The 20,729-nt window shown below is 66.5% G+C and carries 20 protein-coding genes; 10 read left to right on the forward strand and 10 right to left on the reverse strand.

All coding sequences use genetic code 11. The features are described 5' to 3' along the window. Window positions 1-8 precede the first annotated feature (8 nt). The 3 genes from ABE483_RS00240 to ABE483_RS00250 all read right to left on the reverse strand — a co-directional run bounded on the left by ABE483_RS00240 (window position 9) and on the right by ABE483_RS00250 (window position 2,502). Window positions 9-458, reverse strand: a complete 450-nt coding sequence (locus ABE483_RS00240) for a protein-disulfide reductase DsbD domain-containing protein (protein ID WP_346480808.1) — start codon at window positions 456-458, stop codon at window positions 9-11. Then, the gene (locus ABE483_RS00245) at window positions 455-1,036 is read right to left on the reverse strand and encodes a YceI family protein (RefSeq protein WP_346462628.1); all 582 of its coding nucleotides are present in this window, start codon (window positions 1,034-1,036) and stop codon (window positions 455-457) included. The genes ABE483_RS00240 and ABE483_RS00245 overlap by 4 nt, the downstream gene beginning before the upstream one ends. Before the next feature lie 116 nt (window positions 1,037-1,152). Next, the gene (locus tag ABE483_RS00250; protein WP_346480809.1) at window positions 1,153-2,502 is read right to left on the reverse strand and encodes a TlpA disulfide reductase family protein; all 1,350 of its coding nucleotides are present in this window, start codon (window positions 2,500-2,502) and stop codon (window positions 1,153-1,155) included. 466 nt (window positions 2,503-2,968) lie between these two features. Here ABE483_RS00250 and ABE483_RS00255 point away from each other — a divergent pair, with 466 nt between their 5' ends. The 9 genes from ABE483_RS00255 to ABE483_RS00295 all read left to right on the forward strand — a co-directional run bounded on the left by ABE483_RS00255 (window position 2,969) and on the right by ABE483_RS00295 (window position 11,263). Beyond that, window positions 2,969-3,484, forward strand: coding sequence for a hypothetical protein (locus ABE483_RS00255; RefSeq protein WP_346480810.1), 516 nt, complete (start codon window positions 2,969-2,971; stop codon window positions 3,482-3,484). Window positions 3,485-3,600: 116 nt separating this feature from the next. Next, window positions 3,601-4,638: a hypothetical protein gene (locus ABE483_RS00260; protein ID WP_346480811.1), complete on the forward strand. Its 1,038-nt coding sequence runs from the start codon at window positions 3,601-3,603 to the stop codon at window positions 4,636-4,638. 355 nt (window positions 4,639-4,993) lie between these two features. Beyond that, window positions 4,994-5,854, forward strand: a complete 861-nt coding sequence (locus tag ABE483_RS00265; protein WP_313212650.1) for an STAS domain-containing protein — start codon at window positions 4,994-4,996, stop codon at window positions 5,852-5,854. 1 nt (window position 5,855) lies between these two features. Further along, a complete protein-coding gene (locus tag ABE483_RS00270; RefSeq protein ID WP_019184175.1) occupies window positions 5,856-6,227 on the forward strand; it encodes an STAS domain-containing protein in 372 nt (123 codons plus the stop codon). Next, window positions 6,224-6,625 carry an anti-sigma regulatory factor gene (locus tag ABE483_RS00275; protein ID WP_121037420.1) on the forward strand — a complete coding sequence of 134 codons (402 nt, stop codon included), beginning with the start codon at window positions 6,224-6,226 and terminating at the stop codon, window positions 6,623-6,625. The genes ABE483_RS00270 and ABE483_RS00275 overlap by 4 nt, the downstream gene beginning before the upstream one ends. After that, entirely contained in the window at window positions 6,616-7,632 is a 1,017-nt protein-coding gene (locus ABE483_RS00280) for an ATP-binding protein (RefSeq protein ID WP_346465943.1), read from the forward strand. Before ABE483_RS00275 ends, ABE483_RS00280 begins: the two co-directional genes overlap by 10 nt. Next, window positions 7,629-8,489, forward strand: coding sequence for an ATP-binding protein (locus tag ABE483_RS00285; protein WP_313218699.1), 861 nt, complete (start codon window positions 7,629-7,631; stop codon window positions 8,487-8,489). Before ABE483_RS00280 ends, ABE483_RS00285 begins: the two co-directional genes overlap by 4 nt. Then, window positions 8,476-10,419 (forward strand): response regulator, encoded by a 1,944-nt coding sequence (locus ABE483_RS00290; protein WP_346480812.1) that lies wholly within the window; start codon window positions 8,476-8,478, stop codon window positions 10,417-10,419. Before ABE483_RS00285 ends, ABE483_RS00290 begins: the two co-directional genes overlap by 14 nt. A gap of 55 nt (window positions 10,420-10,474) precedes the next feature. Continuing rightward, the gene (locus tag ABE483_RS00295; protein WP_346480813.1) at window positions 10,475-11,263 is read left to right on the forward strand and encodes a CHAD domain-containing protein; all 789 of its coding nucleotides are present in this window, start codon (window positions 10,475-10,477) and stop codon (window positions 11,261-11,263) included. An 18-nt stretch (window positions 11,264-11,281) separates the two neighbouring features. Here ABE483_RS00295 and ABE483_RS00300 read toward each other — a convergent pair whose 3' ends face one another. The 3 genes from ABE483_RS00300 to ABE483_RS00310 all read right to left on the reverse strand — a co-directional run bounded on the left by ABE483_RS00300 (window position 11,282) and on the right by ABE483_RS00310 (window position 15,769). Continuing rightward, window positions 11,282-14,026 carry a UvrD-helicase domain-containing protein gene (locus ABE483_RS00300; RefSeq protein WP_346480814.1) on the reverse strand — a complete coding sequence of 915 codons (2,745 nt, stop codon included), beginning with the start codon at window positions 14,024-14,026 and terminating at the stop codon, window positions 11,282-11,284. A gap of 146 nt (window positions 14,027-14,172) precedes the next feature. Beyond that, the gene (locus ABE483_RS00305; protein WP_313211126.1) at window positions 14,173-15,387 is read right to left on the reverse strand and encodes an MFS transporter; all 1,215 of its coding nucleotides are present in this window, start codon (window positions 15,385-15,387) and stop codon (window positions 14,173-14,175) included. 163 nt (window positions 15,388-15,550) lie between these two features. Beyond that, window positions 15,551-15,769, reverse strand: a complete 219-nt coding sequence (locus tag ABE483_RS00310; RefSeq protein ID WP_346480815.1) for a hypothetical protein — start codon at window positions 15,767-15,769, stop codon at window positions 15,551-15,553. A 160-nt stretch (window positions 15,770-15,929) separates the two neighbouring features. Between ABE483_RS00310 and ABE483_RS00315 the strand changes: the two genes are divergently transcribed. Then, window positions 15,930-16,925: a GAF domain-containing protein gene (locus ABE483_RS00315; RefSeq protein WP_346480816.1), complete on the forward strand. Its 996-nt coding sequence runs from the start codon at window positions 15,930-15,932 to the stop codon at window positions 16,923-16,925. Window positions 16,926-16,963: 38 nt separating this feature from the next. Here the strand turns inward: ABE483_RS00315 and ABE483_RS00320 are convergent, their stop codons facing one another. The 4 genes from ABE483_RS00320 to ABE483_RS00335 form a co-directional block, all read right to left on the reverse strand. Then, window positions 16,964-17,203: a DUF1653 domain-containing protein gene (locus ABE483_RS00320; RefSeq protein WP_346480817.1), complete on the reverse strand. Its 240-nt coding sequence runs from the start codon at window positions 17,201-17,203 to the stop codon at window positions 16,964-16,966. 64 nt (window positions 17,204-17,267) lie between these two features. Next, complete coding sequence (locus ABE483_RS00325; RefSeq protein ID WP_346480818.1) at window positions 17,268-19,022, reverse strand: EAL domain-containing protein; 1,755 nt, start codon at window positions 19,020-19,022, stop codon at window positions 17,268-17,270. Between the two features lie 140 nt (window positions 19,023-19,162). Next, window positions 19,163-19,531, reverse strand: coding sequence for a response regulator (locus ABE483_RS00330; RefSeq protein ID WP_121037386.1), 369 nt, complete (start codon window positions 19,529-19,531; stop codon window positions 19,163-19,165). Further along, window positions 19,524-20,681 (reverse strand): ATP-binding protein, encoded by a 1,158-nt coding sequence (locus ABE483_RS00335; RefSeq protein WP_346462620.1) that lies wholly within the window; start codon window positions 20,679-20,681, stop codon window positions 19,524-19,526. The genes ABE483_RS00330 and ABE483_RS00335 overlap by 8 nt, the downstream gene beginning before the upstream one ends. Window positions 20,682-20,729: the final 48 nt, after the last annotated feature.

A 20,729-nucleotide genomic window follows, 5' to 3' on the forward strand; every position in this document is an offset into this window, starting at 1 on the left:
CGCCGCGCTCAACGCGCGGCGATCTCCTGCTGGACCAGCTCGCACAGCCCACTGTCTTCGAAGCACACCTGGGCACGCAGGGTGCCGTTTACCGGTCCGGTGCCGGCGGCGACCGGCAGGCGCAGCTGACCGCGTTCGCTGAAGTAGGTATAGCGATACTCGCCGGCGAAACTGCGGCCGTGCCCTTCGCGCGGCGCGACCGAGTGCAGCGGTCCCTGCGCCTGTTCGCCACCGGCCAGGGTCACCCGCGCCGCCCGCGGGCCGATCTGCGGTTGCTCGAAATCGGAGGCATACAGAATCCAACCCGGTTCGATGCGGGCGTCGATCACCAGCTCACGGGTGCCGTCGGGGCGCGCTTCCACGCGCGGATCGAGTGCGACTTTCGGGGTGTCGGCGGCGGCCGCGCCGAACGGGATGAGCAGCAACGCGGCAACCCACGGGGAAAGGCTGCGACTCACTCCTTCGCCCCCTGGCCCTCGGTGGTGATGCGCAGCTGCACCTCGTCGGCGATATTGGGCAGGAACCCGGTCAGGCCGAACTCGCTGCGGCGGATGACGGCGGTGGCGTTGAAGCCGATCGTGGGCACCTTGCGGCTGGGATGCTCACCCACCTTGTTGAGGGTGGCGTCGAGTACGACCGGACGGGTCACCCCATGCAGCGTCAGATCACCGGTGATTTTCAGGCGGCCGGTGCCTTGCGGCACGACCGAGGTACTGCGGAAGCTGGCCTGCGGGTGCTTGGCGACATCGAACAGCTTGTCGCCCTTGACGATCTCGTCCAGTTTCGGGACGTGGGTGGCCAGCTCGGCCAGCGGCAGCTCCACCTGCACCTGCGACGCAGCGGGCTTGGCCGCATCGTAGATGAGCGTGCCGCTGCTGATCGCCGCGCGGCCGGTCGGGAAGGAGAAGCCGTTGTGGTTCCAGGTGAACAGCACATCGGTGTGGGTGGGGTCGAGCTGATAGGTCACCGGTGCGGCGGTCGCCACGGCGGGCACGGCGGCCGCGGTGAACAGGGCCAACAGGAGGGCAGTACGCATGTGAGGTTCTCTGGGCAGTGGCGCGCAGCCGCCCGCGGCATCACGAAGAGGCCGTGCCGGGCAGGCAGCGCAGGAGCGGGTGAGCAACGGCCAGACGCGCTGGCCGCTGCAGCGGGTTACGGGGCGATCGCCAGTGATGCGGTCGTCGCCGGGGCGGCGGGAGCAGCGGCGCTGGCCGCGTACGGATCCGGTTCGGCGATCAGCCCATCAAGCAGGCTGTTGAAGCGGGTCACGTAGTCCTGGTGATACTCACCGGTGACCGTGCCGGTGTAGCCGGTATAGATCTCGCGGACCTTGCCGTCGCGGCCGATGATGATCGTGGTCGGGAAGGCGGCCATGTAATTGAGCCCCTTCAGTTTCTCGGTGGCGACTTTCTTGTCGGCGATACCGCCGAACACGATGTCGTAACGGATGTCGAAATAATCTTTGAAGGTGGTCAGGGTCTTCTGGAAATAATCGAAGTTGTCTTCCTGCTCGAAGGCGACGGCCACCGCTTCCACCCCACGGTGCTGGTTCTGCTTGAACCACGGCGCCAGGAAGTAGGTCTGGTCGGTGCAGTTGGGGCACCAGGTGCCGATCACTTCAACGATCACCACCTTGCCGCGGTACTTGTCGTCCTGAAGCGTGACCGGCTTGCCCTGCAGATCGGGGAAGCTGAAATCAATGCGATCCTGGCCATCCTTGAGGAAGGTGAGCTTGTACGGATCGGGCAGCTCCACCTTGTCGCTCTTCTCGGCCTCGAACTTGACCACGTTGTAAATGCCGCTGCCGAACGCGCCCTGGATGTTGCCGTCCTCATCGATCGTGCCGCGGATCAGCAACGGGCTCGGCCCGCTGAAGCCGGACAGATAGAAGCGGTTGCCCTGTACGGTGCCTTCCAGCTCGCGGGTGTCGCCAACGACGGTCATGAACACGCCGGAGAGGCGGTTTCCTTCCTGCTTGAGCAGGGCCACCTGGTTGCGCTTGTCCTGGCGGGCCGCCTTGTCGATGGTCTGCACGGCCCACTTGCCGCTGAGGTCCGCCGCGGGCGCCTCGTCCTGGCCTGGCTTGACGAAGCGCCATGCCGCGCCCTGTTCGGCGGTGAAGGCAAGGTTGCGCGCCCCGTTGCGGCTGGGCACCAGGTCCTTGTACTGGCCAACGAGGTGCCTGCCATCCTCGGAGACCTTGCCTTCCAGGACGGCATCGTAGGTGTTCATCCGCACCGAAAATGTCCCGTCATCGCGCGGGGTGACCTTGAATTTGTCCGTGCGCGTGCCGTTGAGCAGGGTGAAGGTCGCGTCCTGCGCGCGCTTGCCCTTTACTTCGAAGTTGAAGGGGATGGGGTCGCCATCGATGGTGAATTCGCCACGCCACACGCCTTCGGCAGGAAACGGTGCTTTGGCGGCGGCCGCGGCAGGCAGGGCGAAGGCCAGGCTTGTAGCGAACAACAGGGTCGCGACGACGCGACCGGATAATGCCAGTGTCATGAGAGTGCTTCCAGATAATCCCCTTGGTCGCGCCAAGTCGCCGGCGATGCAGCCCCCGTTCCACTGCATCCGCTGAAAGGCCATCCCTGGCCGGTCACGTGCCATCCCTGGCGTGACTGGATTATTGCCACGTGAATGTCGTAAAAGTTCATCGCCGCTTGGTACGCATGTTCATCAGCATATTCAGCGGCGCGACGATGGCAGGCTGATAACCGTTTTGATATCAGCACGCGCCGGTGCTGCCGGGTTGCGTATTTGCCGCCGCCCGCCACATCGAAGACCATGGCGGCCTGAAGCGCCCACTGGCCGGGCGCAATGCCGCAGGCAGGCCGAGTAGCACCGCCGCCGCGTGCCGATAGAGGAGCAAGTCATCGTGAAGCCCAGGGAAGGTATCCAGGTGTCGGTCTACACCCGTTGGCACCAGTTGGCGGTGCCGCTGGCATTCGTACTTGCTGCCGGCAGTTTCATGTTCATCGCGCTCAATCGTGGGCCGGTAGGCGTCGCGATCGTGGTCGCCATGGCGTGCCTGGTGATTCCGCCGTTGCTGGCCTTCCAGGGATTCCCTACCCGCAACGAGGTCATGATCATGCCCGACGGCCTGATGTTCTCGCGCCGCGACGCGGTGCCATTCGATGCGCTCTCCAGCTGGGGCACCGATGATTATCTGAAGCTGGTGCGTCCCGGCCGGGCGACGCTGATGGTCAGCGCTGCCGATCTGCAGAGCCGGGAGCGCTTGCTGCGCGAGTTCCAGCAGGCGTTGGATGCCTGGCAGCGGAAACAGCCGGCACTGAGTAAGCCGATCCGCCGCACACACTTCTACGGCTCCGCGCGTGCCGCTGCCATCGGTGCGGTGATCATGGCGCTGGGAGCGGTGTGCATTGTCATGGCGCTGCGCTTGCGTGAGCCATCCATCGAGCTGGCGATCGTTGGCGCGCTCGGTGGGCTGTTCGGGATGTTCATGCTGCTCGGCCGACGGGTCTGAGCCGGGCAACGCGTCCACACGGTCTTGTTTTCAGCGTCTCGCGTATTTCACGAGCTCAAGCGCAGCCTGCCGATGCGAGCTGCATCCGCAGCGCATGAAAAGGAGTGCCATACGCTATGAATACCCGAGGCGATTACGCCCACCCCGAACCCGTCGCTGCGGCGACCGTCGCCGTGGTCACCCCACCGCCCGTGGTGGACCTGCCGCGCGATAGCGCGGTGTCATGGGGCGCGATTCTGGCCGGTGCCATTGCCGCCGCTGCGCTGTCACTGATTCTGGTGATTCTCGGCGTGGGCCTGGGCCTGTCGTCGGTGTCGCCGTGGTCGTTTGAAGGCGTGACGGCAGAAACGTTTGGCTGGTCCAGCATCGCGTGGCTGACCTTTACCGCCATCGCCGCGTCCGGTCTGGGTGGCTATCTGGCTGGCCGCCTGCGCACGAAGTGGAGCAACATCCACGGGGATGAGACCTACTTCCGCGACACCGCGCATGGGTTCGTCTCCTGGGCGGTGGCCACGTTGCTCACTGCCGCACTGCTGACCTCGGCCATCGGCGGCATCCTGGGCGCCGGTGCCAAGGTTGCCGGCGCAACTGCCGGTGCCGCCGCCTCGACGGCAGGCGGTATCGCTGCCGCCGGTGCAGGCTCGGCTGCGATGGGCAGCGACCAGGGTGACGTGCAGTACTGGGTGGATTCACTCTTCCGTGCCAACCCGACCGCTGCGCAGCCCGCGCCGCCGGCCGGCCCGGCCGACGCGTCGGCACCGGCACCGGTCGCCAACGGTGCACCGCCGCCGCCGCGCCCGATGCCGGGTGCCGACCGTCGTCCGGACAGCGGTGAAGTGCGTACCGAGGTCAACCGCATCATCCTCAACAGCCTGAAGTCCGACACCATGGACCCGGCCGACACCCAGTATCTGGGGCAGCTGGTGGCGGCGCAGACCGGCATGAGCCAGGCCGAAGCACAGGCCCGCGTCACCGATGTGCAGACCCGCCTGCGTGCGGCGCTGGACAACGCCAAGGTGCAGGCCAAGCAGGCGGCTGACGATGCCCGCAAGGCAACCGCCTACGCCGCGTTGTGGCTGTTCATCACGCTGCTCATCGGTGCGTTCATCGCCAGCCTGAGCGCCACCTGGGGCGGCCGTCGCCGCGACCTGTGATCCTGACCACCTCAAGGGAGGAAACACCATGAAGTACATTCTGCTGTGGATGCTCGGGATTCCGATTCCGCTGCTGCTGTTGTTCGCGCTGCTGCGCTGACCGCTCACCCATCAGGCCGCCTTCGGGCGGCCTGATGGGTTGTAGGGACCCGATGGTGTAGAGGCGCTGGGCGCTCGCTGCGGCGTGGCTGTCTGAACGAGTCAGGGAGGTGGAGAAAACCTTCACGTTGCGGGCATCGGCCTTCGTGCCCAATCTTCCTGAATTCATTTAAGCTTTCACCATTGCGGCCCCCATTCATATCGGAGATGGGTCGCGCGTCACCCCCGTATCCCCCCTTTTTCCAGGACCCTCTCCATGGCGGCTTTGCAGCAGCGCACGATCGATCTCATCCGCAGCCACCAGGAGCCTGTGCTCGCCGCATGGGCCGGCAATCTGGCCGGTACCAGCCAGGCGCAGGACGGCCGCCTTTCCTCCCGCGAGCTGGATGTCCAGGTCCGCGAGTTCTGGCGCCTGTTCCTGGATGCGCTGTCGGCCACCGACGTGAGTGCCGTCGCGCGGGCAGAGTGGCAGGATATCCGGCGTTTCCTGGAGGAACTGTCGCGCGAGCGCGTCCTGAAGGGATTCAATTCCGCGGAGACCGCCAGCTTCATCTTCTCGCTGAAGCGACCGCTGTTCGACGTGATCCAGCAGGGGTATGCCAATGACCCGGCGCACCTGGGCGACCAGCTGTGGGCGATCTCCGAGCTGATCGATCAGCTCGGGCTGCACACGGTCAGCGTGTTCCAGAAAACCCGCGAAGACGTGATCCAGCGCCAGCAGGAAGAAATGCTTGAGCTGTCCACGCCCGTGGTGAAGCTGTGGGACGGTGTGCTGGCGCTGCCGATGATCGGCACGCTGGATTCGCAGCGCACCCAGGTGGTGATGGAGTCGCTGCTGCAGCGCATCGTGGATACCGGTTCTGAAATCGCCATCATCGATATCACCGGCGTGCCGACCGTGGATACGCTGGTGGCCCAGCATCTGCTGAAGACTGTCACCGCCATCCGCCTGATGGGCGCCGATGCGATCATCAGCGGCGTGCGGCCGCAGATCGCCCAGACCATCGTGCACCTCGGGCTGGACCTGCAGGGCATCGTGACCAAGGCCAATCTGGCCGACGCACTGGCGCTGGCGCTCAAGCGCACCGGCCAGACCGTCACCCGGACCGCCCGCTGAGATGGAGCGCATCCCGATCCTGCAGATGGGCGATCTGCTGCTGGTGACGATCCAGGTGGACATGCATGACCAGCTCGCGCTGACGCTGCAGGACGACCTCACCGAGAAGATCCGCAGCACCTCCGCGCGCGGTGTGCTGATCGACATTTCCGCACTGGATATCGTCGATTCGTTCATCGGCCGCATGATCGCCACCATTTCGTCGCTGGCCCGGATCATGGATGCCACCACCGTGGTGGTGGGCATGCAGCCGGCCGTGGCAATCACGCTGGTGGAGCTGGGGCTTACGCTCAGTGGCGTGCGCACCGCGCTCAATGTGGAGCGTGGCATGAAGCTGCTGCAGCGTACCGACGAAGACGAAGCTGCCTCATGAGTGCGTCCAGTGGTTCGCTGCCGATCCGCATCGAGCAGGACGTCGTGCTGGCCCGCCAGGCCGCACGCCAGATCTGCGTGGCATGCAAGCTGCGTCTGATCGACCAGACCAAGCTGGTCACGGCCGCCAGCGAGTTGGCCCGCAACGCCGTGATCTACGGCGGCGGCGGGACCATGGACTGGGAGGTCGTGGAGAAGGGCCTGCGCAAAGGCGTCCGGCTGGTCTTCGCCGATAACGGGCCCGGCATCCCCGATGTCGCGCAGGCCCTGACCGATGGCTGGTCATCCGGCTCGGGCATGGGCTTGGGGCTGTCCGGTTCGCGTCGCCTGGTGGATGAATTCGAACTGGAGAGTGCGCCGGGGCAGGGCACCCGCATCACGATCACCAAATGGAGCTGAACTTCGCCGGCCAGGTAACGCGGGTCGTGCTGGTCGAAGAAACCTCCCAGGTCGGACAGGCCCGGCGCGAAGCGCTGGCGCTGGCCGATCATGTCGGCCTGGATGAAATGGACGCCGGCCGCGCGGCGTTGGTGGCCACGGAGATGGCGACCAACGTGCTCAAGCATGGGCGCGGCGGACGCATGTACCTGTCCGTGGTCTGTGGCCGCGGCGGTAACGGCGTGGAGCTGTGCACCGTGGACACCGGTCCGGGCTTTTCCCTGGCGGAGTGTCTTCCAGACGGCTACTCGACCGGGGGCACCCAGGGGTTGGGGCTGGGTGCGATCCAGCGCCAGGCCACCGTGCTGGATGCCTGGTCCGATGCCAAGGGAGCGGTGGTGGTGGCGCGGATCTACGCCAGTCGTGCGCCACGCGATATCGATGTGGCCTACGGTGCGCTGCGCATTCCGATGCGGCACGAGCTGGCCTGCGGCGATGCCTGGCATATCCGCGCCGACGGACAGACCGTGGCGGTGACCGTGATCGATGGACTCGGCCATGGACTTCCCGCCGCCGATGCCTCGCGGGCCGGCGTGGAGGCGGTCGCGCACACGGCCGCGGGCGGCGCACCGGCATTGATCGGCGTCCTGCACGCGGGCATGTCCGGCACCCGGGGCGGTGCAGCGGCCGTTGCCTGCGTGGACGTGGCCACCCTGCAGGTGGAGTTTGCCGGTATCGGCAATATCGCCGCGAGCCTGTGCGAGCCCACCGGTTCGCGTGGGTTGGCGTCACACCCGGGTATCGTGGGCGTGCAGTACCGCAAGGCACAACCATTCCATTTTCACGCGGCCGCAGGCACGCTGCTGGTCATGCATAGTGATGGCCTGCAGGCACGCTGGAGCCTGCGTGACTACCCCGGTTTGCTGCACCGCCACCCGGCATTGATCGTGGCGGTGCTGCAGCGTGATTTCGATCGTGGCCGGGATGACGCCGGCATTGTTGCCCTGCGTCTTGGAGATCTGCATTGAGCGCTTCACCCGATGATCAGGAGCTGCAACGGCTGCGCCTGGAAGCCGATGCGCTGCGCGCTGAGTTGGATGAAACCAATCAGGGGGTGCTCGCCTTGTATGCCGAGCTGGACGAGCAGGCCGAGCAGCTGCGCGAGGTGTCCGAGCTGAAGAGTCGGTTCCTGTCCTACATGAGCCATGAGTTCCGCACGCCACTGGGCTCGATCCTGAGCATGACGCGGCTGTTGGAGGACGGCATGGATGGCCCGCTGACCGAGGAGCAGCGCCGGCAGGTGCGTTTCATCAGCGCCTCGACCAGTGAACTGCGCGAGATGGTGGACGACCTGTTGGATCTGGCCAAGATCGAGGCGGGGCGCATCACCATTTCACCGGCCTGGTTCGACCTGATGGACCTGTTCTCTGCGCTGCGTGGCATGTTCCGCCCGCTGGTGGAGGGCAACCAGGTGGACCTGGTATTCGAAGACCCGCCGGTCATGCCGCTGCTCTATACCGACGACAAGAAGCTGGCGCAGATCCTGCGCAATTTCATTTCCAACGCATTGAAGTTCACGCCCAATGGCCAGGTGGTGGTATCAACCCGGCTGGAAGGTGAGAACGCCGTGCGCTTCAGCGTGCGCGATACCGGCATCGGTATCCCCGCCGAACTCCAGTCGACCCTGTTCGAGGATTTCGTGCAGGTGGATACCCCGCTGCAGAAGCGCCTGCGCGGAACCGGTCTTGGTTTGTCCCTGTGCAAGCGATTTGCCGAGCTGCTGGGTGGGCATGTCGGGGTCGAGAGTGACGTCGGTAAAGGCTCGGACTTCTATGTCGTACTGCCGCTGACACTGGCCACGGAGGCCACGCATGCCCAGCCCTGATCGCATCCTGGTGGTGGATGACAATGTGGCGACCCGCTACGCGGTGCGCCGCGTACTCGAGCACCACGGGTTCCATGTCGAGGAAGCGGGCACCGGCGGTGAGGGGCTCGCGCGCCTGGCCGAGCATGATTTCGGCGCGCTGGTGCTGGATGTGAATCTGCCGGACATGAGCGGCTTCGATGTGGTGCGCCAGTTGCGTGAGGACGCGCGGCTGCAGTTGCTTCCCGTGGTGCACGTCTCGGCCGCATCCATCGCGACCGGTGACATGATCACTGGCCTCAACGCCGGCGCCGATGCCTATCTGATCCATCCGGTCGATCCGGATGTGTTGTTGGCGACGCTGCGCAGCCTGCTGCGCGCCCGTCGTGCCGAGGAAGCCCTGCGCGATACCGAGGCGCGGTTCCGCGAAATCTTCCGTCACATCAATGCCCCGATCGCGGTATTGGATGCGTCGCTCAACGCCCATGATGCCAACGATGCCTTTACCCGTCTGCTGGGTCAGCAGGCAGGACCAGGCCAACTCGATCAGCTGCTGCAGGATCAGCTCGCCCCGCTCAGTGCATTGAAAGTGGCGTTGGCCGAAGGCGAGCGCTGGCAGGGTACCTTCAGCCTTCGGGTCGGCGGGGTCCTGCGCATGACCGAATGGCGGGTGACCCCGTACCAGGCCGCCGGGCAGGGCCTGGTGCTGATCGAAGACACCACCGAACACCATGCGCGCGCCAACGAGCAGCGCCAGGAACTGGAAAGCGCCACGTCCGAACTGGCGTTCCAGATCGCCGAGCGCGAGCGCACCGAGATCGAGTTGATGCAGGCGCAGAAGATGGACGCGCTGGGCCAGCTCACCGGCGGCATCGCGCACGATTTCAACAACCTGCTGACCACGATCATCTCCGGGCTGGACATGATCGAGATCGCCGCCTCCAGCGGTAAATGGGACAAAGCTTCGCGCTACGTCGAGATCGCCACGGGCTCGGCACACCGTGCCGCTGCGCTGACCCAGCGCATGCTGGCGTTTGCCCGCAAGCAGCCGCTCGATCCGCAGACCTTCGATGTGGTCGCGCGGGTGCGCTCGCTGGAAGACATGCTGCAGCGATCGATCGGTGAGAACATCGAACTCGAGCTGGAACTGGGCGTTGAACCCCTGATCGCGGTCGCCGACCCGAACCAGTTCGAGAACGTGATCCTCAACCTGGTCATCAACGCCCGCGATGCACTGGCGGGCCAGGGGCTGATCCGCATCCGCGCCGGGCGTGCCCGGATCGAGCGCGACCATGAGCTGGCGCCTGGCCACTACATCACCGTGACGGTGCTCGACAATGGCGTCGGCATACCCGCAGAGCTGTTGACCAAGGTATTCGAGCCCTTCTTCACCACCAAGCCGCAGGGCGAGGGCACCGGGCTGGGGTTGTCGATGACCTACGGGTTCGCGCGGCAGTCCGGTGGCAGTGCGCGCATTGCCAGCGAACGTGGCGAGGGCACCGAGATCGAGCTGCTGCTGCCCGAGGGGCAGCTCCAGTCTGCGGCCCACGACACATTGGCACCCGCACAGCTGACCCGTGGCAGCGCCGAGCGGATTCTGCTGGTCGACGATACCGATTCGGTACGCATGATGGTCCGGGAGATGCTGGTCGAGGCCGGTTACCAGGTCGTGGAAGCCATCAACGCACAGCAGGCCCTGTTGGAACTGCATTCGGACCGTGACCTGGACCTGCTGCTGTCCGATGTGGGTCTGCCGGGCATGAACGGCCGCGAGCTTGCCGATGCGGCTCGGGTGTTGCGCCCGCATTTGCCGGTGCTGTTCGTCACCGGTTACACGGAGAGTGCAGCCGTCCGCAATGAATTCCTGGGGCAGGGCATGTCATTGCTGCCCAAGCCGTTCAGCGTGAACGAGCTGCTTCGGGGCGTGCGGCAGATGTTCAACCCGGGCTGAGCTGGCGGACCGCCGGCATGGGTACAATCCCCCGACGCCTCCGGGGGAAACCGCCATGTCGCCACCCGCCATCGGCCCTGCCGCCCGCGCACTGGCAGACCGTGAGTGCAGGGCCATCGCCGCTGCGCTGGCGCTCCAGCCCGATGTCCACGATGCCGTGCATCGGGCGCGCAAGACGATCCGCCGCCTTCGCGCGCTGCTGGCCGTGCTGGAGAGCAGCGACCTTGAGACCGGCCGGACCGACGCGAGCCTGCGCCGGCTCGGGCAAGGGTTGTCGGCCTTGCGCGATGCCCATGTGGTGGTGGAGACCTGCCAGCACCTTGCCGCGCAGCAGCCCGCCCCGCCGTGGACGGAGGTGTGCAGGCGGTTGATGGCGCGGCGCGACGTAGTGCTCGCCCGGGCGCTGGCGCGCGACCCGGCGTTTGCGCGTCGTCACGCGGCGCTGCTGCGTATCGCCCGCGAACTCCAGGCGCAGCCATGGGACGCGCTGAGCGGGCGCGATCTCCGCAGGGGTCTGGCCCGCAGTGAACGCCGTACTGCCAAGGCGGAGAAGCGCGCTGCCCGCACCGGAGATCCGCAGGACCTGCATCGCTGGCGGCGCAGAGTGCGTCGCCTGCGGATGCAGCTGGAGGCGATGCCCGCGCTGGACAGTGCGCTTGCGGCCTCGATCAAACGGAAAGGGCCGGGCCACCAGGCGCGCGCGCTGCATGCCCTGGGTGATCAGCTTGGCAGGCAACAGGACCTGCGGATGGTCCGCAACCTGGTGCGGGTGATGCCGGGCGTGCCGGAACGGCGTGGCTTGCTTGCGCAGATCGATGCCGCACTGGCCGCTGCGCTCGGCTGAGCAAGGCAAGCGTATCCCTCAGGCCCCCGCGACCGTACGCACGCCGGCATGGCCCCCTGCCTTCGGCGGCTTGTACTCGCAGCGGGGATACGCCGAGCATGACTGGAACGCGCCATACGGCCCGGTGCGCGGCACGATCACCCCCACCTTGCAGGCGGGACAGGCCTGCTCGTGGATCGTGTCTCCGGCCATCGAGGTCACGCGTACCGCGCCGTCGTTGACCAGTTCGGTGAGGAACGCCGAACGTCGGCCCTGCACGGTGAACATCGCCACCGAACGGCGCGCGCGCGTCAGCGCGACGTAAAACAACCGGCGTTCCTCACCGAGCGGGTACGCATCGCCGTCGGGCATCGCCAGCGCCAGTACGGGGTCATCCGCGCGCGCGTTGGGGAAGCGGCGATCCAGCATGCCGGGCAGGATCACGTAGTCCGCTTCCATGCCCTTGGACCGGTGTGCGGTGAGGAAGCTGACCTGCATGTGCTGCCCGTAACGCGCGTTCCAGCTGGCCGGAAGCATCGCGCGCTCGGCGTTGTAGCGGCCCAGCACGAAGACGGTGACCTTGCCGTCCCGGCCTGGCGGTACCTGGCCGGTCAGCAGCTGCTGGTGCAGTCGTTCGAGGTACTGCTCGACCGCGCCGGCCAGCCGGTCGCGCGAGGCCACCTGGAAGGCCTGCAGCACCGCGCCATACGCCGGGGTGAGCGAGTGGACCTGCTTGGGTATCTGCGTTGGATTGCGTGACACGAACGCACTGGAGACATCGCACAGCGCCTGCGGGCAGCGGAACGTCTGTTCAAGCTTGAGCACCTGGCCCGGGCCGAACCAATCCAGGAAGCCGGTCATCACCGAGACGTCCGCGCCGGCGAACCGGTTGATCGACTGCCAGTCGTCACCGACCGCGAACAGATGTTTGCCCGGCGCCTGCACCAGCGCGCGGCACAGACGCGCCCGGGCGCGCGAGGCATCCTGGAATTCGTCGGCCATCACCAGGTCGAACGGCGCGACACAGCGACCCTGTTCCAGGTGCTCGGCAGCCTGGTTGAGCATGTCCTCGAAGTCGATCCCACCTTCCGCGACCAGCGCATCGTCCCAGCCGTCCAGGATCGGAATGATGAGCTCGAGGAACAGGCGGTAACGGTGTTTGAAGTGATCGTCCGGCAGCCCGCGCAGCCGCTCGACCATGTCCTGCACGTGCAGGCCGTTGCTCTTGGCGTGGCTGATGAAGGTCCGGACCAGGCCGATCAGGTCGGTATCCGGCATCGGTGTCGCGCCGCCCTCGGGCAGTTCGCGGTCGGGATTCGGGTCGAGCTCGAGACCGCGCTGTGACAGTGCATCGCCCAGCCGCAGAAACAGTTCGCCCGTGCGCAGTTCGTGCGAGGAGGTCTCGATCCGCTCGGCGCCGTGGGAGCGCGGGTGGCCATCCGGCGGCGCCGGCGACGGGCCGTGACCATCCGGGGCGAGGTGGTCGTGGTTCAGCCCAATGCCGGGGTAGCAGAAATCCGGCCGGTACTGGCGGTACTCGTCCGTTCCGGCATCGAAGGCGTGCCGCCGGGCGTACGCATAGTCCACGCCGTTGTAGAACAGCCAGTCAGCGATCACGCATTCTTCGATGCTGCGCACGCGCTCACCCTGCAGCGTACGCACGTAGCCCTGCCCATCCTTGTCCCATTCCTCGGCATCCAGCGGCCCGCCGGTGACGGGCAGATCACGACCGAACACCAGCCGGAACAGGTCCCACTGGGTACGGAAATGGAGAGAGCGGTCCTTGAGCTGGTCGATGATCTCGGCCAGCCGGTGAAAGCCCTGCGTGGCATCCACGGCCCACTCCGGCACCTGCGGCATCCGCCCCGTGGCCTGGGCGATGATGTGCCGGCCCAGCGCGTGGAAAGTACGCGCCTCCACCCGGACCTCGCCCAGGCCAATGCGATGGAACGCGCGATCGGCGCGTGTCTGCAGTTCCGTGGCGGCCTCCTTGTTGAAGGCGAGCATGACGATGCGCTCTGGCGCGACGAGGCCGCGTTCGATCGCGTACGCCGCCTTGGCCACCATCGTCGAGGTCTTGCCCGAACCCGCGGCGGCCACCACCTGGACGCGGTTGTCGAAGCAGATCACTGCCCGGGCCTGCTCATCGGTGAGCGGGCGGCTTTCCACGTGATCCAGCAACGCACGGCTGGCCATCCGCTCGCGCGCCTGATGGGCCTCATTGCGGCGTGCCCACATCGCTGGCCAGTCGGCCAGCCACAGCATCAAGGTTGCTTCGATCGCAGCGGGATCACCGTCGAGTTGGCTGCGCAGCGCGGCGTTGTCGAACACCGCCCACAGCGCCTCTTCCTCCAGTGGCAGGGCGGGGCGCGCCTGCAGCAGCGCCTGTTGTTGCTCGTGGGTCAGCCACAGCGCTTCCTCGTCGGCCCGTTCGGTGGCGGTCTGCACCTGGCCAAGCCAGCGCTCGATCGCGGCGTAGGCCTGCTGGAACAGGGCGACATGGTCGCGCTGGCGCTGTTCACCGCGCAGCTCGGCCAAGGTGGAGGCCAACTGTCGAGCCGAAGCGGCGTTCAGGCCGCCGAGCGTCAGCGGGGCCTGCCCGTCGCGGTGCAGGGTAAGCCGTGCCCACGGCAGGCGCGGGTGCACCTGCAGTGCCTCCAGCGGCGCGGGGCAGGGGCGGCCGTCCACGGTCAGCACAAGCTGGTCGCCTTCCAGGCGCAGGCGCCAGTGCGGTGATCGCGTGAGGCGTTGACCCCAGTCGCTCGGGGCCCATTCGTACGTCATCGGTGTATCCAGGTGCGGCCATCGTTGCGGCCGTGGTCGGAACAGCACGGGTGGCGCGGTTTGATCGGATGCCCATGATAGGGGAAACCAAAAAAAATCCCTGCCTGGGCAGGGAGTTGAATTGGCCGACGGGGCTGGCGGTGCGCTTACTGCTGCAGCACCGGCACGCTGCGCGAGCGGCGATCCACCAGCATCGCCACGCCCCAGAGCAGCAGGCCGCCCAGCGCGGTGGCGGCGCCCACGTAACCGGTCACCGCCGGGCTGAAGCCGGCGCCGATCGCCATGCCGCCGAACCACGGCCCCAGTGCGTTGGCGGTGTTGAACGCCGCGTGGTTGGAGGCGGCCGCCAGCGTCTGCGCTTCGCCCGCCACATCCATCAGGCGGGTCTGCAGTACGGCCGCCAGGGCGCCCATGGTGCCGACGGCAATGATCATCGGGAACACGCTCCACACCGACTGCGCGGCCAGCGGGAAGGCGAGCAGCACCAGGATCGACCAGACCAGCACCACGGCCGCGGCGCGGAACTGGAAGCGGTCCACCAGCCAGCCCCCGGCCACGTTGCCGATGATCGCGCCGATGCCGAAAATGCCCACCGCCAGCGGCATCCACGATTCGGCCAGGCCGGTGACCTGCACCAGGGTCGGGGCGAGGTAGGTGAACACGCAGAACATGCCTGCAAAACCGACCGAACCGATCGCCAGCGCCAGCCACACCTGGGTGCGGTTGAAGGCGCGCAGCTCGCGCATCGGCGAGGTGCGGACTTCATCCGGATCGGGCAGCAGGAAGCGCGCGATCATGGCCACGGTGGCAATCGCCAACACACTGACCACCGCGAAAGCAGTGCGCCAGCTGAGCTGCTGGCCGAGCCAGGTGGTCAGTGGGTTGCCGACCAGGATGGCAACGGACAGGCCGAGCAGCACCTTCGAGACCGCCGCGCCGCGCTGGGCCGGGGGACTGATCGCGGCGGCCACCAGCATTGCCACGCCGAAATACGCGCCATGCGGCAGACCGGCGACGAAGCGGGCCAGCAACATCGTGCCGTAGTTCGGCGCCAGCGCGCTGGCCAGGTTGCCGATGGCATAGAACCCCATCAGCGCCAGCAGCAGGTTACGGCGAGCGAAGCCGGCACCGGCAAAGGCCAGTACTGGTGCGCCGACCACCACGCCGACGGCGTAGGCACTGATCAGGTGGCCGACCTGTGTTTCGCTGATGGACAGACCACGGCTGATCTCAAGCATCAGCCCCATGCTGGCGAACTCGCTGGTGCCGATGGCGAAGCCGCCCAGCGACAAGGCCAGCAGAATCAGAGTGCGCTCGCGCGGCGAGAGCCGGGCGGCCAGAGGGACGGAGGAGGAGCTCATGCAGGCGGCGGCGTCGATCGGGGGAGCGCGGCATTGTACTGCTGCGGCGCAACATTAATCAGGCCCTTGGGTAGAACGCTGGATCCGCGGGACACTGCGCACCTGCGGCAAGGGCATCCGGGTCAGCCCGGGACGCCCGTCCTGATGGGCTGTTGTCGAGTCTTCACGGATAGCGCTCGGGCCTGAACGGCAGTCCCTCCGGCGTGTCCAGCGGGGGGCTGACCCCATGCGCACGGCTGAGAATCTCGTTGGTCCGCTTCTGTTCGGCCAGGATCTCCCGCAGCAGCCCCTTGATGCCGAAGATGGCGAAGGGAACGAAGATCCACAGCAGCCCGAACAGCGCCCAGCCGAGGCCAATAAACAGCGAGAAACCGTCCAGCATGTGCATTCCTTTGTCAGTGGCAGAGATGTCCGTGCGCGCATGATGGCCGCTGCACCGTTCGGGCGGCTTCGGTCAAGGCCAGTCTCGCTCATTCGTGCGACAATTTGCCTTCAAAGCCACCACCTGTCGATGGCTGCGCCATGTGGCCATAGGGGTTGTGATGTCTATCAGTACGGGCTTTCCAGCGCTCATCGGCTTTGATCTGCCCGGTCTGCAGGATGGGGCTGGCGCGTCACGCGTGATCGTCACCGCGCTTGTGGATGGCAAGCCCCCCAATGACTGGATGCGCATCCTGCACCGTCTGGCGTGGCCATCGCTGCGCCTGGATCACGGCGTCGAGCAGATCCGGCTGGTCGGGCAGGGCATCCATTTCGTGGGCGCCATCAAGGACCCGCGCGCGTTGTCCGCGTCGGTGCGCGGTCTCTTCAACGAGGTCAACGCGAAGGTGCTGGATCGCCGCTTGGCCGCGATGGAGAACCCGCTCGACGACGACGGTCCCGGCGCGGCGCCCTTGGCGGATCCTGCGATCTCGGCGGATCCACGTCTGGACGATGTCGCGGCGTTGCTGGCGATGCCTGCCGTGCCGGGCATGCTGGAACTGGCCAGTGCGATGACCGGCATGCGTTTCGTCGCCGTGGCACGCGTCACGGCGGATCGATGGACGGCATGCGCCGTCCATGACGGCCTCGATTTTGGTCTGCGGCCGGGCGAAGACCTGGTGCTGGAAACCACCATCTGCGATGAAATCCGTGAGCATCGCCATCTGGTGCAGTTCGATCAGGCCAGCACCCACCCGGTATTTTCCAGCCACCCCACGCCGGCGTTGTACGGGTTCGAGAGTTACATCTCGGTTCCGATGTTCCGCCGCGATGGCGGGTTCCACGGCACCCTGTGCGCGCTGGATCCGAATCCCTCCAGGCTCGATACCGCCACGGTGAAGGCATTCGAGATCCTGGCCGGCGTCATCGGCGCGCAGCTGGAGGTGCCGGAGGCATCCGCCGAGGCGGGCCAGAAGGTGGCCAGCATGAGTGATGCACTGTCGGTGCTGTCCGGTCAGGTCGACGCACTGGAGGCGGCGATGCTGCCGGAGCAGTTCCGCACGGTGACCGCGCGGTTGCGTGAGCTGGTGGACGCGCGAGGGGCAGTCCTGGGCTGATCCCGCCGCTGGGCAGCGCTGCGCAGGTCTTTGTCCCCTCAGCCGTCTACCTCGACCCGCGCAAAACGCGCACGCCACTGCCCGTCCACCTCCACCTGCGCGACGAACATCTCGAACGGACGCACCCACAGCCCGATCTCCGAATCCAGCGGCCGGTACAGCACCATCGGCGCCAGCGTTTCGCTGTGGCGGACAACGCCGATCACTTCGTAGTTGCCGCCTTTGAAATGGCGGTAATGGCCGAGCGGCAGGGCGGGCAGCGGGGTGAGAACGGTCATGGTCTGGCAGCGAGGCAGGCGGGCTGGCCATTATCGCCCGGGCTGCCGACGGCGTCGCGGGGTCTCAGCCGGCATCCGGCAACGGACCGGCGCGGCAGGCACTGACCAGCTGCAGCACCGCGTCAGGGTGCATGGGCCGCGCGAGGTGATAGCCCTGTGCTTCGTCGCAGCCCCACAGCCGCAACAGCGAGAGCTCGGCTTCGTTCTCCACGCCTTCGGCTACCGTGCGATACCCGAGCTGCCGCGCGAGCTTGATGATGGCCTCCACCTTGAGCCGCGCGGTGCGCGAGCGCGCCAGCCCGGTGACCAGCGTCTGGTCGATCTTGATGTGGCTGATCGGCACCTCGCTGAGGTAACCGAAATTGCTGTAGCCGCTGCCGAAGTCGTCAATCGCGATGCGCACGCCGGCAGCCGCCATGTCGCGCAACTGCGGCAACGCCGCAGGATGATGGTTGAGCCATTGGCCTTCGGTGATTTCGATTTCGATCAGGCCGGGGGCGAGACCGTACGCGTGCAGTCGCTCCGACAGGACGCTCCATACGCATTGATCATCGAAGTCGCGTGGCGAAAGATTGATGGAGAGGCTGAAGCCGGGCACGCGCTCCTGCCATTGCGCGGCCTGGGCAAGGGCGTGATCGATGACCCAGCGGCTGATCGCCGGCATCAGCGCGGTGCGCTCGAGCACCGGGATGAATTCGCCGGGGCTGATCGGACCCAGCATCGGGTGGGTCCAGCGCAGCAGTGCCTCGGCCGATACCGGCAGCCCGTCGAGCAGATCGAAGCGTGGTTGGTACACCAGGCTGAACTGGTGCTGGGCCAGCCCGCGCCCGGCGTCGGAGGCCAAGCGGTAACGCCGGCGAAGCGCATCGTCGCGTTCCTGCGAGTACCAGCACAGGCAGGCATCGGTCTGGATCGCGTGGTGCATGGCGACCAGGCATTTGCGGACCAGATCCGCGGTCTGGCCCGGGACGGGGCGGAAGTCGCATACACCGGCGTGGAACTGCGGCGACATCGGAATGCGGCCGGCCATCAGCGGCCGGCGCATGCGGATGCGCAGGCGCTCAAGCAGTGCCTCGGTCTGGTGGTGCGAGTGGTCCGGCAGCAGGAAGGCGAAACGGGTCACGCCCACGTGATAGACCTGTGCGATATCGCGCAGCACGTCCTGCACCCGCAGCGCCGCTTGGCGCAGCAAGGTTTCCACCGGCTTCATGCCCAGCGCCTGGCCGGCCTCGTTGGCACTTTGCAGATCGAATACATCCAGCAGCACTGCGGTGAATGCATGGGACTGGCCACGGCGGGACAGGGCATTGAGGTCGGCCTGGAACTGCTGCCGGTTGGGCAGGCCGCTGATCTGCTCGCGCCGGCCCAGCGACATCTTCAGCTCCATCTGCGCGACCACCACCCGTGACAGCGTCTGCAGCTGCAGCTGTTCTTCGGCCGACAACTGACGGGGCTCACGGCCCATGATGCACAGCGTGCCGAGTGCGATGCCGGCCTTGGTGATCAGCGGGGCACCAGCGTAGAAGCGCAGCTGCTGCGGGCCGGTCACCAGGGCATTGTCGGCAAAACGCGCATCCAGGCGCAGGTCCGTCACCTGCAGCACGGCGCTGGCGCCCAACGCCCATGCGCAGATCGATGCGTGCCGTTCGTTGCGGGTGAGCGTCAGCCCGACGCGCGAGATGATGTGCTGGTGCTCGGCATCGAAGATGGACACCAGCGCAATTGGAACGCCGAAGGTAAACGCCGCCAGTTCGGTGATCGGGTCCAGCGCAGTACCCAACGCAGGGTCCATCACGTTGAGCGCTTCGATCAACGCCATCCGATCTACATCATCACTTCTGTCCAGCATCTACCGCACCCTGTTCCGACTACACCACTACTATCCCCAGTGGAATGCAGAACCGATGTGAAGCACGAGCGGCGCGGATGAAGCGTTCACGCTGGCGGCAGTGCGCTCGCTCAGCAGGGCGCGACCGGTGACTGCAGCAACGTCACCAGCTGGCGCAGACGATACGGTTTGGGCAGGAATTCGACATGTTCGGGCAGCGGCGGCAGCTGCGAGCGGGCGTAACCGGAGGCCAGGATGATGCGCGCATTGGGTAGCACATCGGCCACATGCTCGCTCAACTCAACCCCACTCATGCCGTTGGGCATGCTGATATCGCTGAACACCACATCGAAACCGCCCGGGTCCTGCATCAGCCGCAGCGCGGCCGGGCCGTCGTCGGCGGTGTGGATTTCAATGCCGAAGTCCTGCAGCGCCTGGCCGATCAGTTCACGCAGGTCCTGCTGGTCTTCGACCATCAATACGCGTAGGGGCTCAGACATGCTCGACTTCCTCAATGACAGGTAACAACAGACGGACGGTGGTCCCGCGTCCGGGGGCGGTTTGTACGTCGACGAAGCCGTCGCACTGGGAAACGAAGCCGAACACCTGGCTCAGCCCCAGTCCGCTGCCTTTGCCGATTTCCTTGGTGGTGAAGAACGGCTCGCTGGCGCGCTCGGCGATGTCCGGGGGCATGCCATTGCCCTGATCGGTCACCGCGATGGCGACATAGTGGCGGCGCATGGGCTGGGACAGATCCGGCGCCAGCCGCTGTTCGACCTCGGCCGTGATCGTGACCGTGCCGCCTTGGGGCATCGCTTCGCCACTATTGAGCACCAGATTCAACACGGCGCTGTGCAACTGTACGCCATCGGTGACGATCGGGGGCAGATCCGAGGTCAGATCCAGCTGCACCTCGATGCCCGCCGGGCAGGCGCGGCGCAGTACGGGCAGGGCATCGAGCAGGAAATCCTGTACCAGGACCGGCTCGCGCACCAGCGTCTGATCAGCCGAGAACGCCAGTAGTTGGCGGGTCAGCAGCGAGCCGCGGTCGGCGGCGGCATGGGCCAGGTCCACCAGCGCCTGGGTGCGCCCGTCGGCGCCGGGGCGCAGGGCGATCAGGTCCAGGGCGTTGCCGATGGTGGTCAGCAGGTTGTTGAATTCATGGGCCAGGCCGCGGGTCAGCCGGCCGACATTGTCCAGTTGGCGCTGCTGCACGTGGGCGCGCTGTGCATCCTGCAGCAGGCGCTGGGCCTGGTAGCGTTCGGTGACATCCTGGGTGACCTTGACGAAACCGAGCAGGCAGCCGTCTTCGCGGACAGGCTCGATCACCTCGCCGGCGCGGAACCGCTCGCCATTGCAGCGCACCCGCCACCCTTCACCGACGAAGCGGCCATGGTCCCGGGCGTGCGCCAGCGCCTGCTCCGGGACGCCCAGCTGCTGGTCTTCGGGGGTATAGAACAGGCTGACGTGCTTGCCGATGACGGCCTCGGCGGCATAGCCCTTGACCCGTTCGCAGCCACGGTTCCAGCTGCAGATACTGCCCTGCGTATCGAGCAGATAGATCGCGTGATCGCTCACGTTGTCGATCAACAGCTTCAGCTGCCGGCTTTCGTCGGCGAGCGGTGCAACGCTGGATACGGCCTGGACCACGACGGTTATCGACTCCCCCGATAAGGGACCGAACCGTAGGGGCGACGA

The organism is Stenotrophomonas sp. TWI602, assembly GCF_039674045.1.
GTDB lineage: Bacteria > Pseudomonadota > Gammaproteobacteria > Xanthomonadales > Xanthomonadaceae > Stenotrophomonas.

What these genes read in the sequence shown, in the direction of transcription:
- ABE483_RS00245 (WP_346462628.1), bottom strand. Translation starts at nt 1,036, where the DNA reads ATGCGTACTGCCCTCCTGTTGGCCCTGTTCACCGCGGCCGCCGTGCCC.
- ABE483_RS00250 (WP_346480809.1), bottom strand. Translation starts at nt 2,502, where the DNA reads ATGACACTGGCATTATCCGGTCGCGTCGTCGCGACCCTGTTGTTCGCT.
- ABE483_RS00255 (WP_346480810.1), top strand. Translation starts at nt 2,969, where the DNA reads ATGTTCATCGCGCTCAATCGTGGGCCGGTAGGCGTCGCGATCGTGGTC.
- ABE483_RS00260 (WP_346480811.1), top strand. Translation starts at nt 3,601, where the DNA reads ATGAATACCCGAGGCGATTACGCCCACCCCGAACCCGTCGCTGCGGCG.
- ABE483_RS00265 (WP_313212650.1), top strand. Translation starts at nt 4,994, where the DNA reads ATGGCGGCTTTGCAGCAGCGCACGATCGATCTCATCCGCAGCCACCAG.
- ABE483_RS00270 (WP_019184175.1), top strand. Translation starts at nt 5,856, where the DNA reads ATGGAGCGCATCCCGATCCTGCAGATGGGCGATCTGCTGCTGGTGACG.
- ABE483_RS00275 (WP_121037420.1), top strand. Translation starts at nt 6,224, where the DNA reads ATGAGTGCGTCCAGTGGTTCGCTGCCGATCCGCATCGAGCAGGACGTC.
- ABE483_RS00280 (WP_346465943.1), top strand. Translation starts at nt 6,616, where the DNA reads ATGGAGCTGAACTTCGCCGGCCAGGTAACGCGGGTCGTGCTGGTCGAA.
- ABE483_RS00290 (WP_346480812.1), top strand. Translation starts at nt 8,476, where the DNA reads ATGCCCAGCCCTGATCGCATCCTGGTGGTGGATGACAATGTGGCGACC.
- ABE483_RS00295 (WP_346480813.1), top strand. Translation starts at nt 10,475, where the DNA reads ATGTCGCCACCCGCCATCGGCCCTGCCGCCCGCGCACTGGCAGACCGT.
- ABE483_RS00300 (WP_346480814.1), bottom strand. Translation starts at nt 14,026, where the DNA reads ATGACGTACGAATGGGCCCCGAGCGACTGGGGTCAACGCCTCACGCGA.
- ABE483_RS00305 (WP_313211126.1), bottom strand. Translation starts at nt 15,387, where the DNA reads ATGAGCTCCTCCTCCGTCCCTCTGGCCGCCCGGCTCTCGCCGCGCGAG.
- ABE483_RS00310 (WP_346480815.1), bottom strand. Translation starts at nt 15,769, where the DNA reads ATGCTGGACGGTTTCTCGCTGTTTATTGGCCTCGGCTGGGCGCTGTTC.
- ABE483_RS00315 (WP_346480816.1), top strand. Translation starts at nt 15,930, where the DNA reads ATGTCTATCAGTACGGGCTTTCCAGCGCTCATCGGCTTTGATCTGCCC.
- ABE483_RS00320 (WP_346480817.1), bottom strand. Translation starts at nt 17,203, where the DNA reads ATGACCGTTCTCACCCCGCTGCCCGCCCTGCCGCTCGGCCATTACCGC.
- ABE483_RS00325 (WP_346480818.1), bottom strand. Translation starts at nt 19,022, where the DNA reads ATGGCGTTGATCGAAGCGCTCAACGTGATGGACCCTGCGTTGGGTACT.
- ABE483_RS00330 (WP_121037386.1), bottom strand. Translation starts at nt 19,531, where the DNA reads ATGTCTGAGCCCCTACGCGTATTGATGGTCGAAGACCAGCAGGACCTG.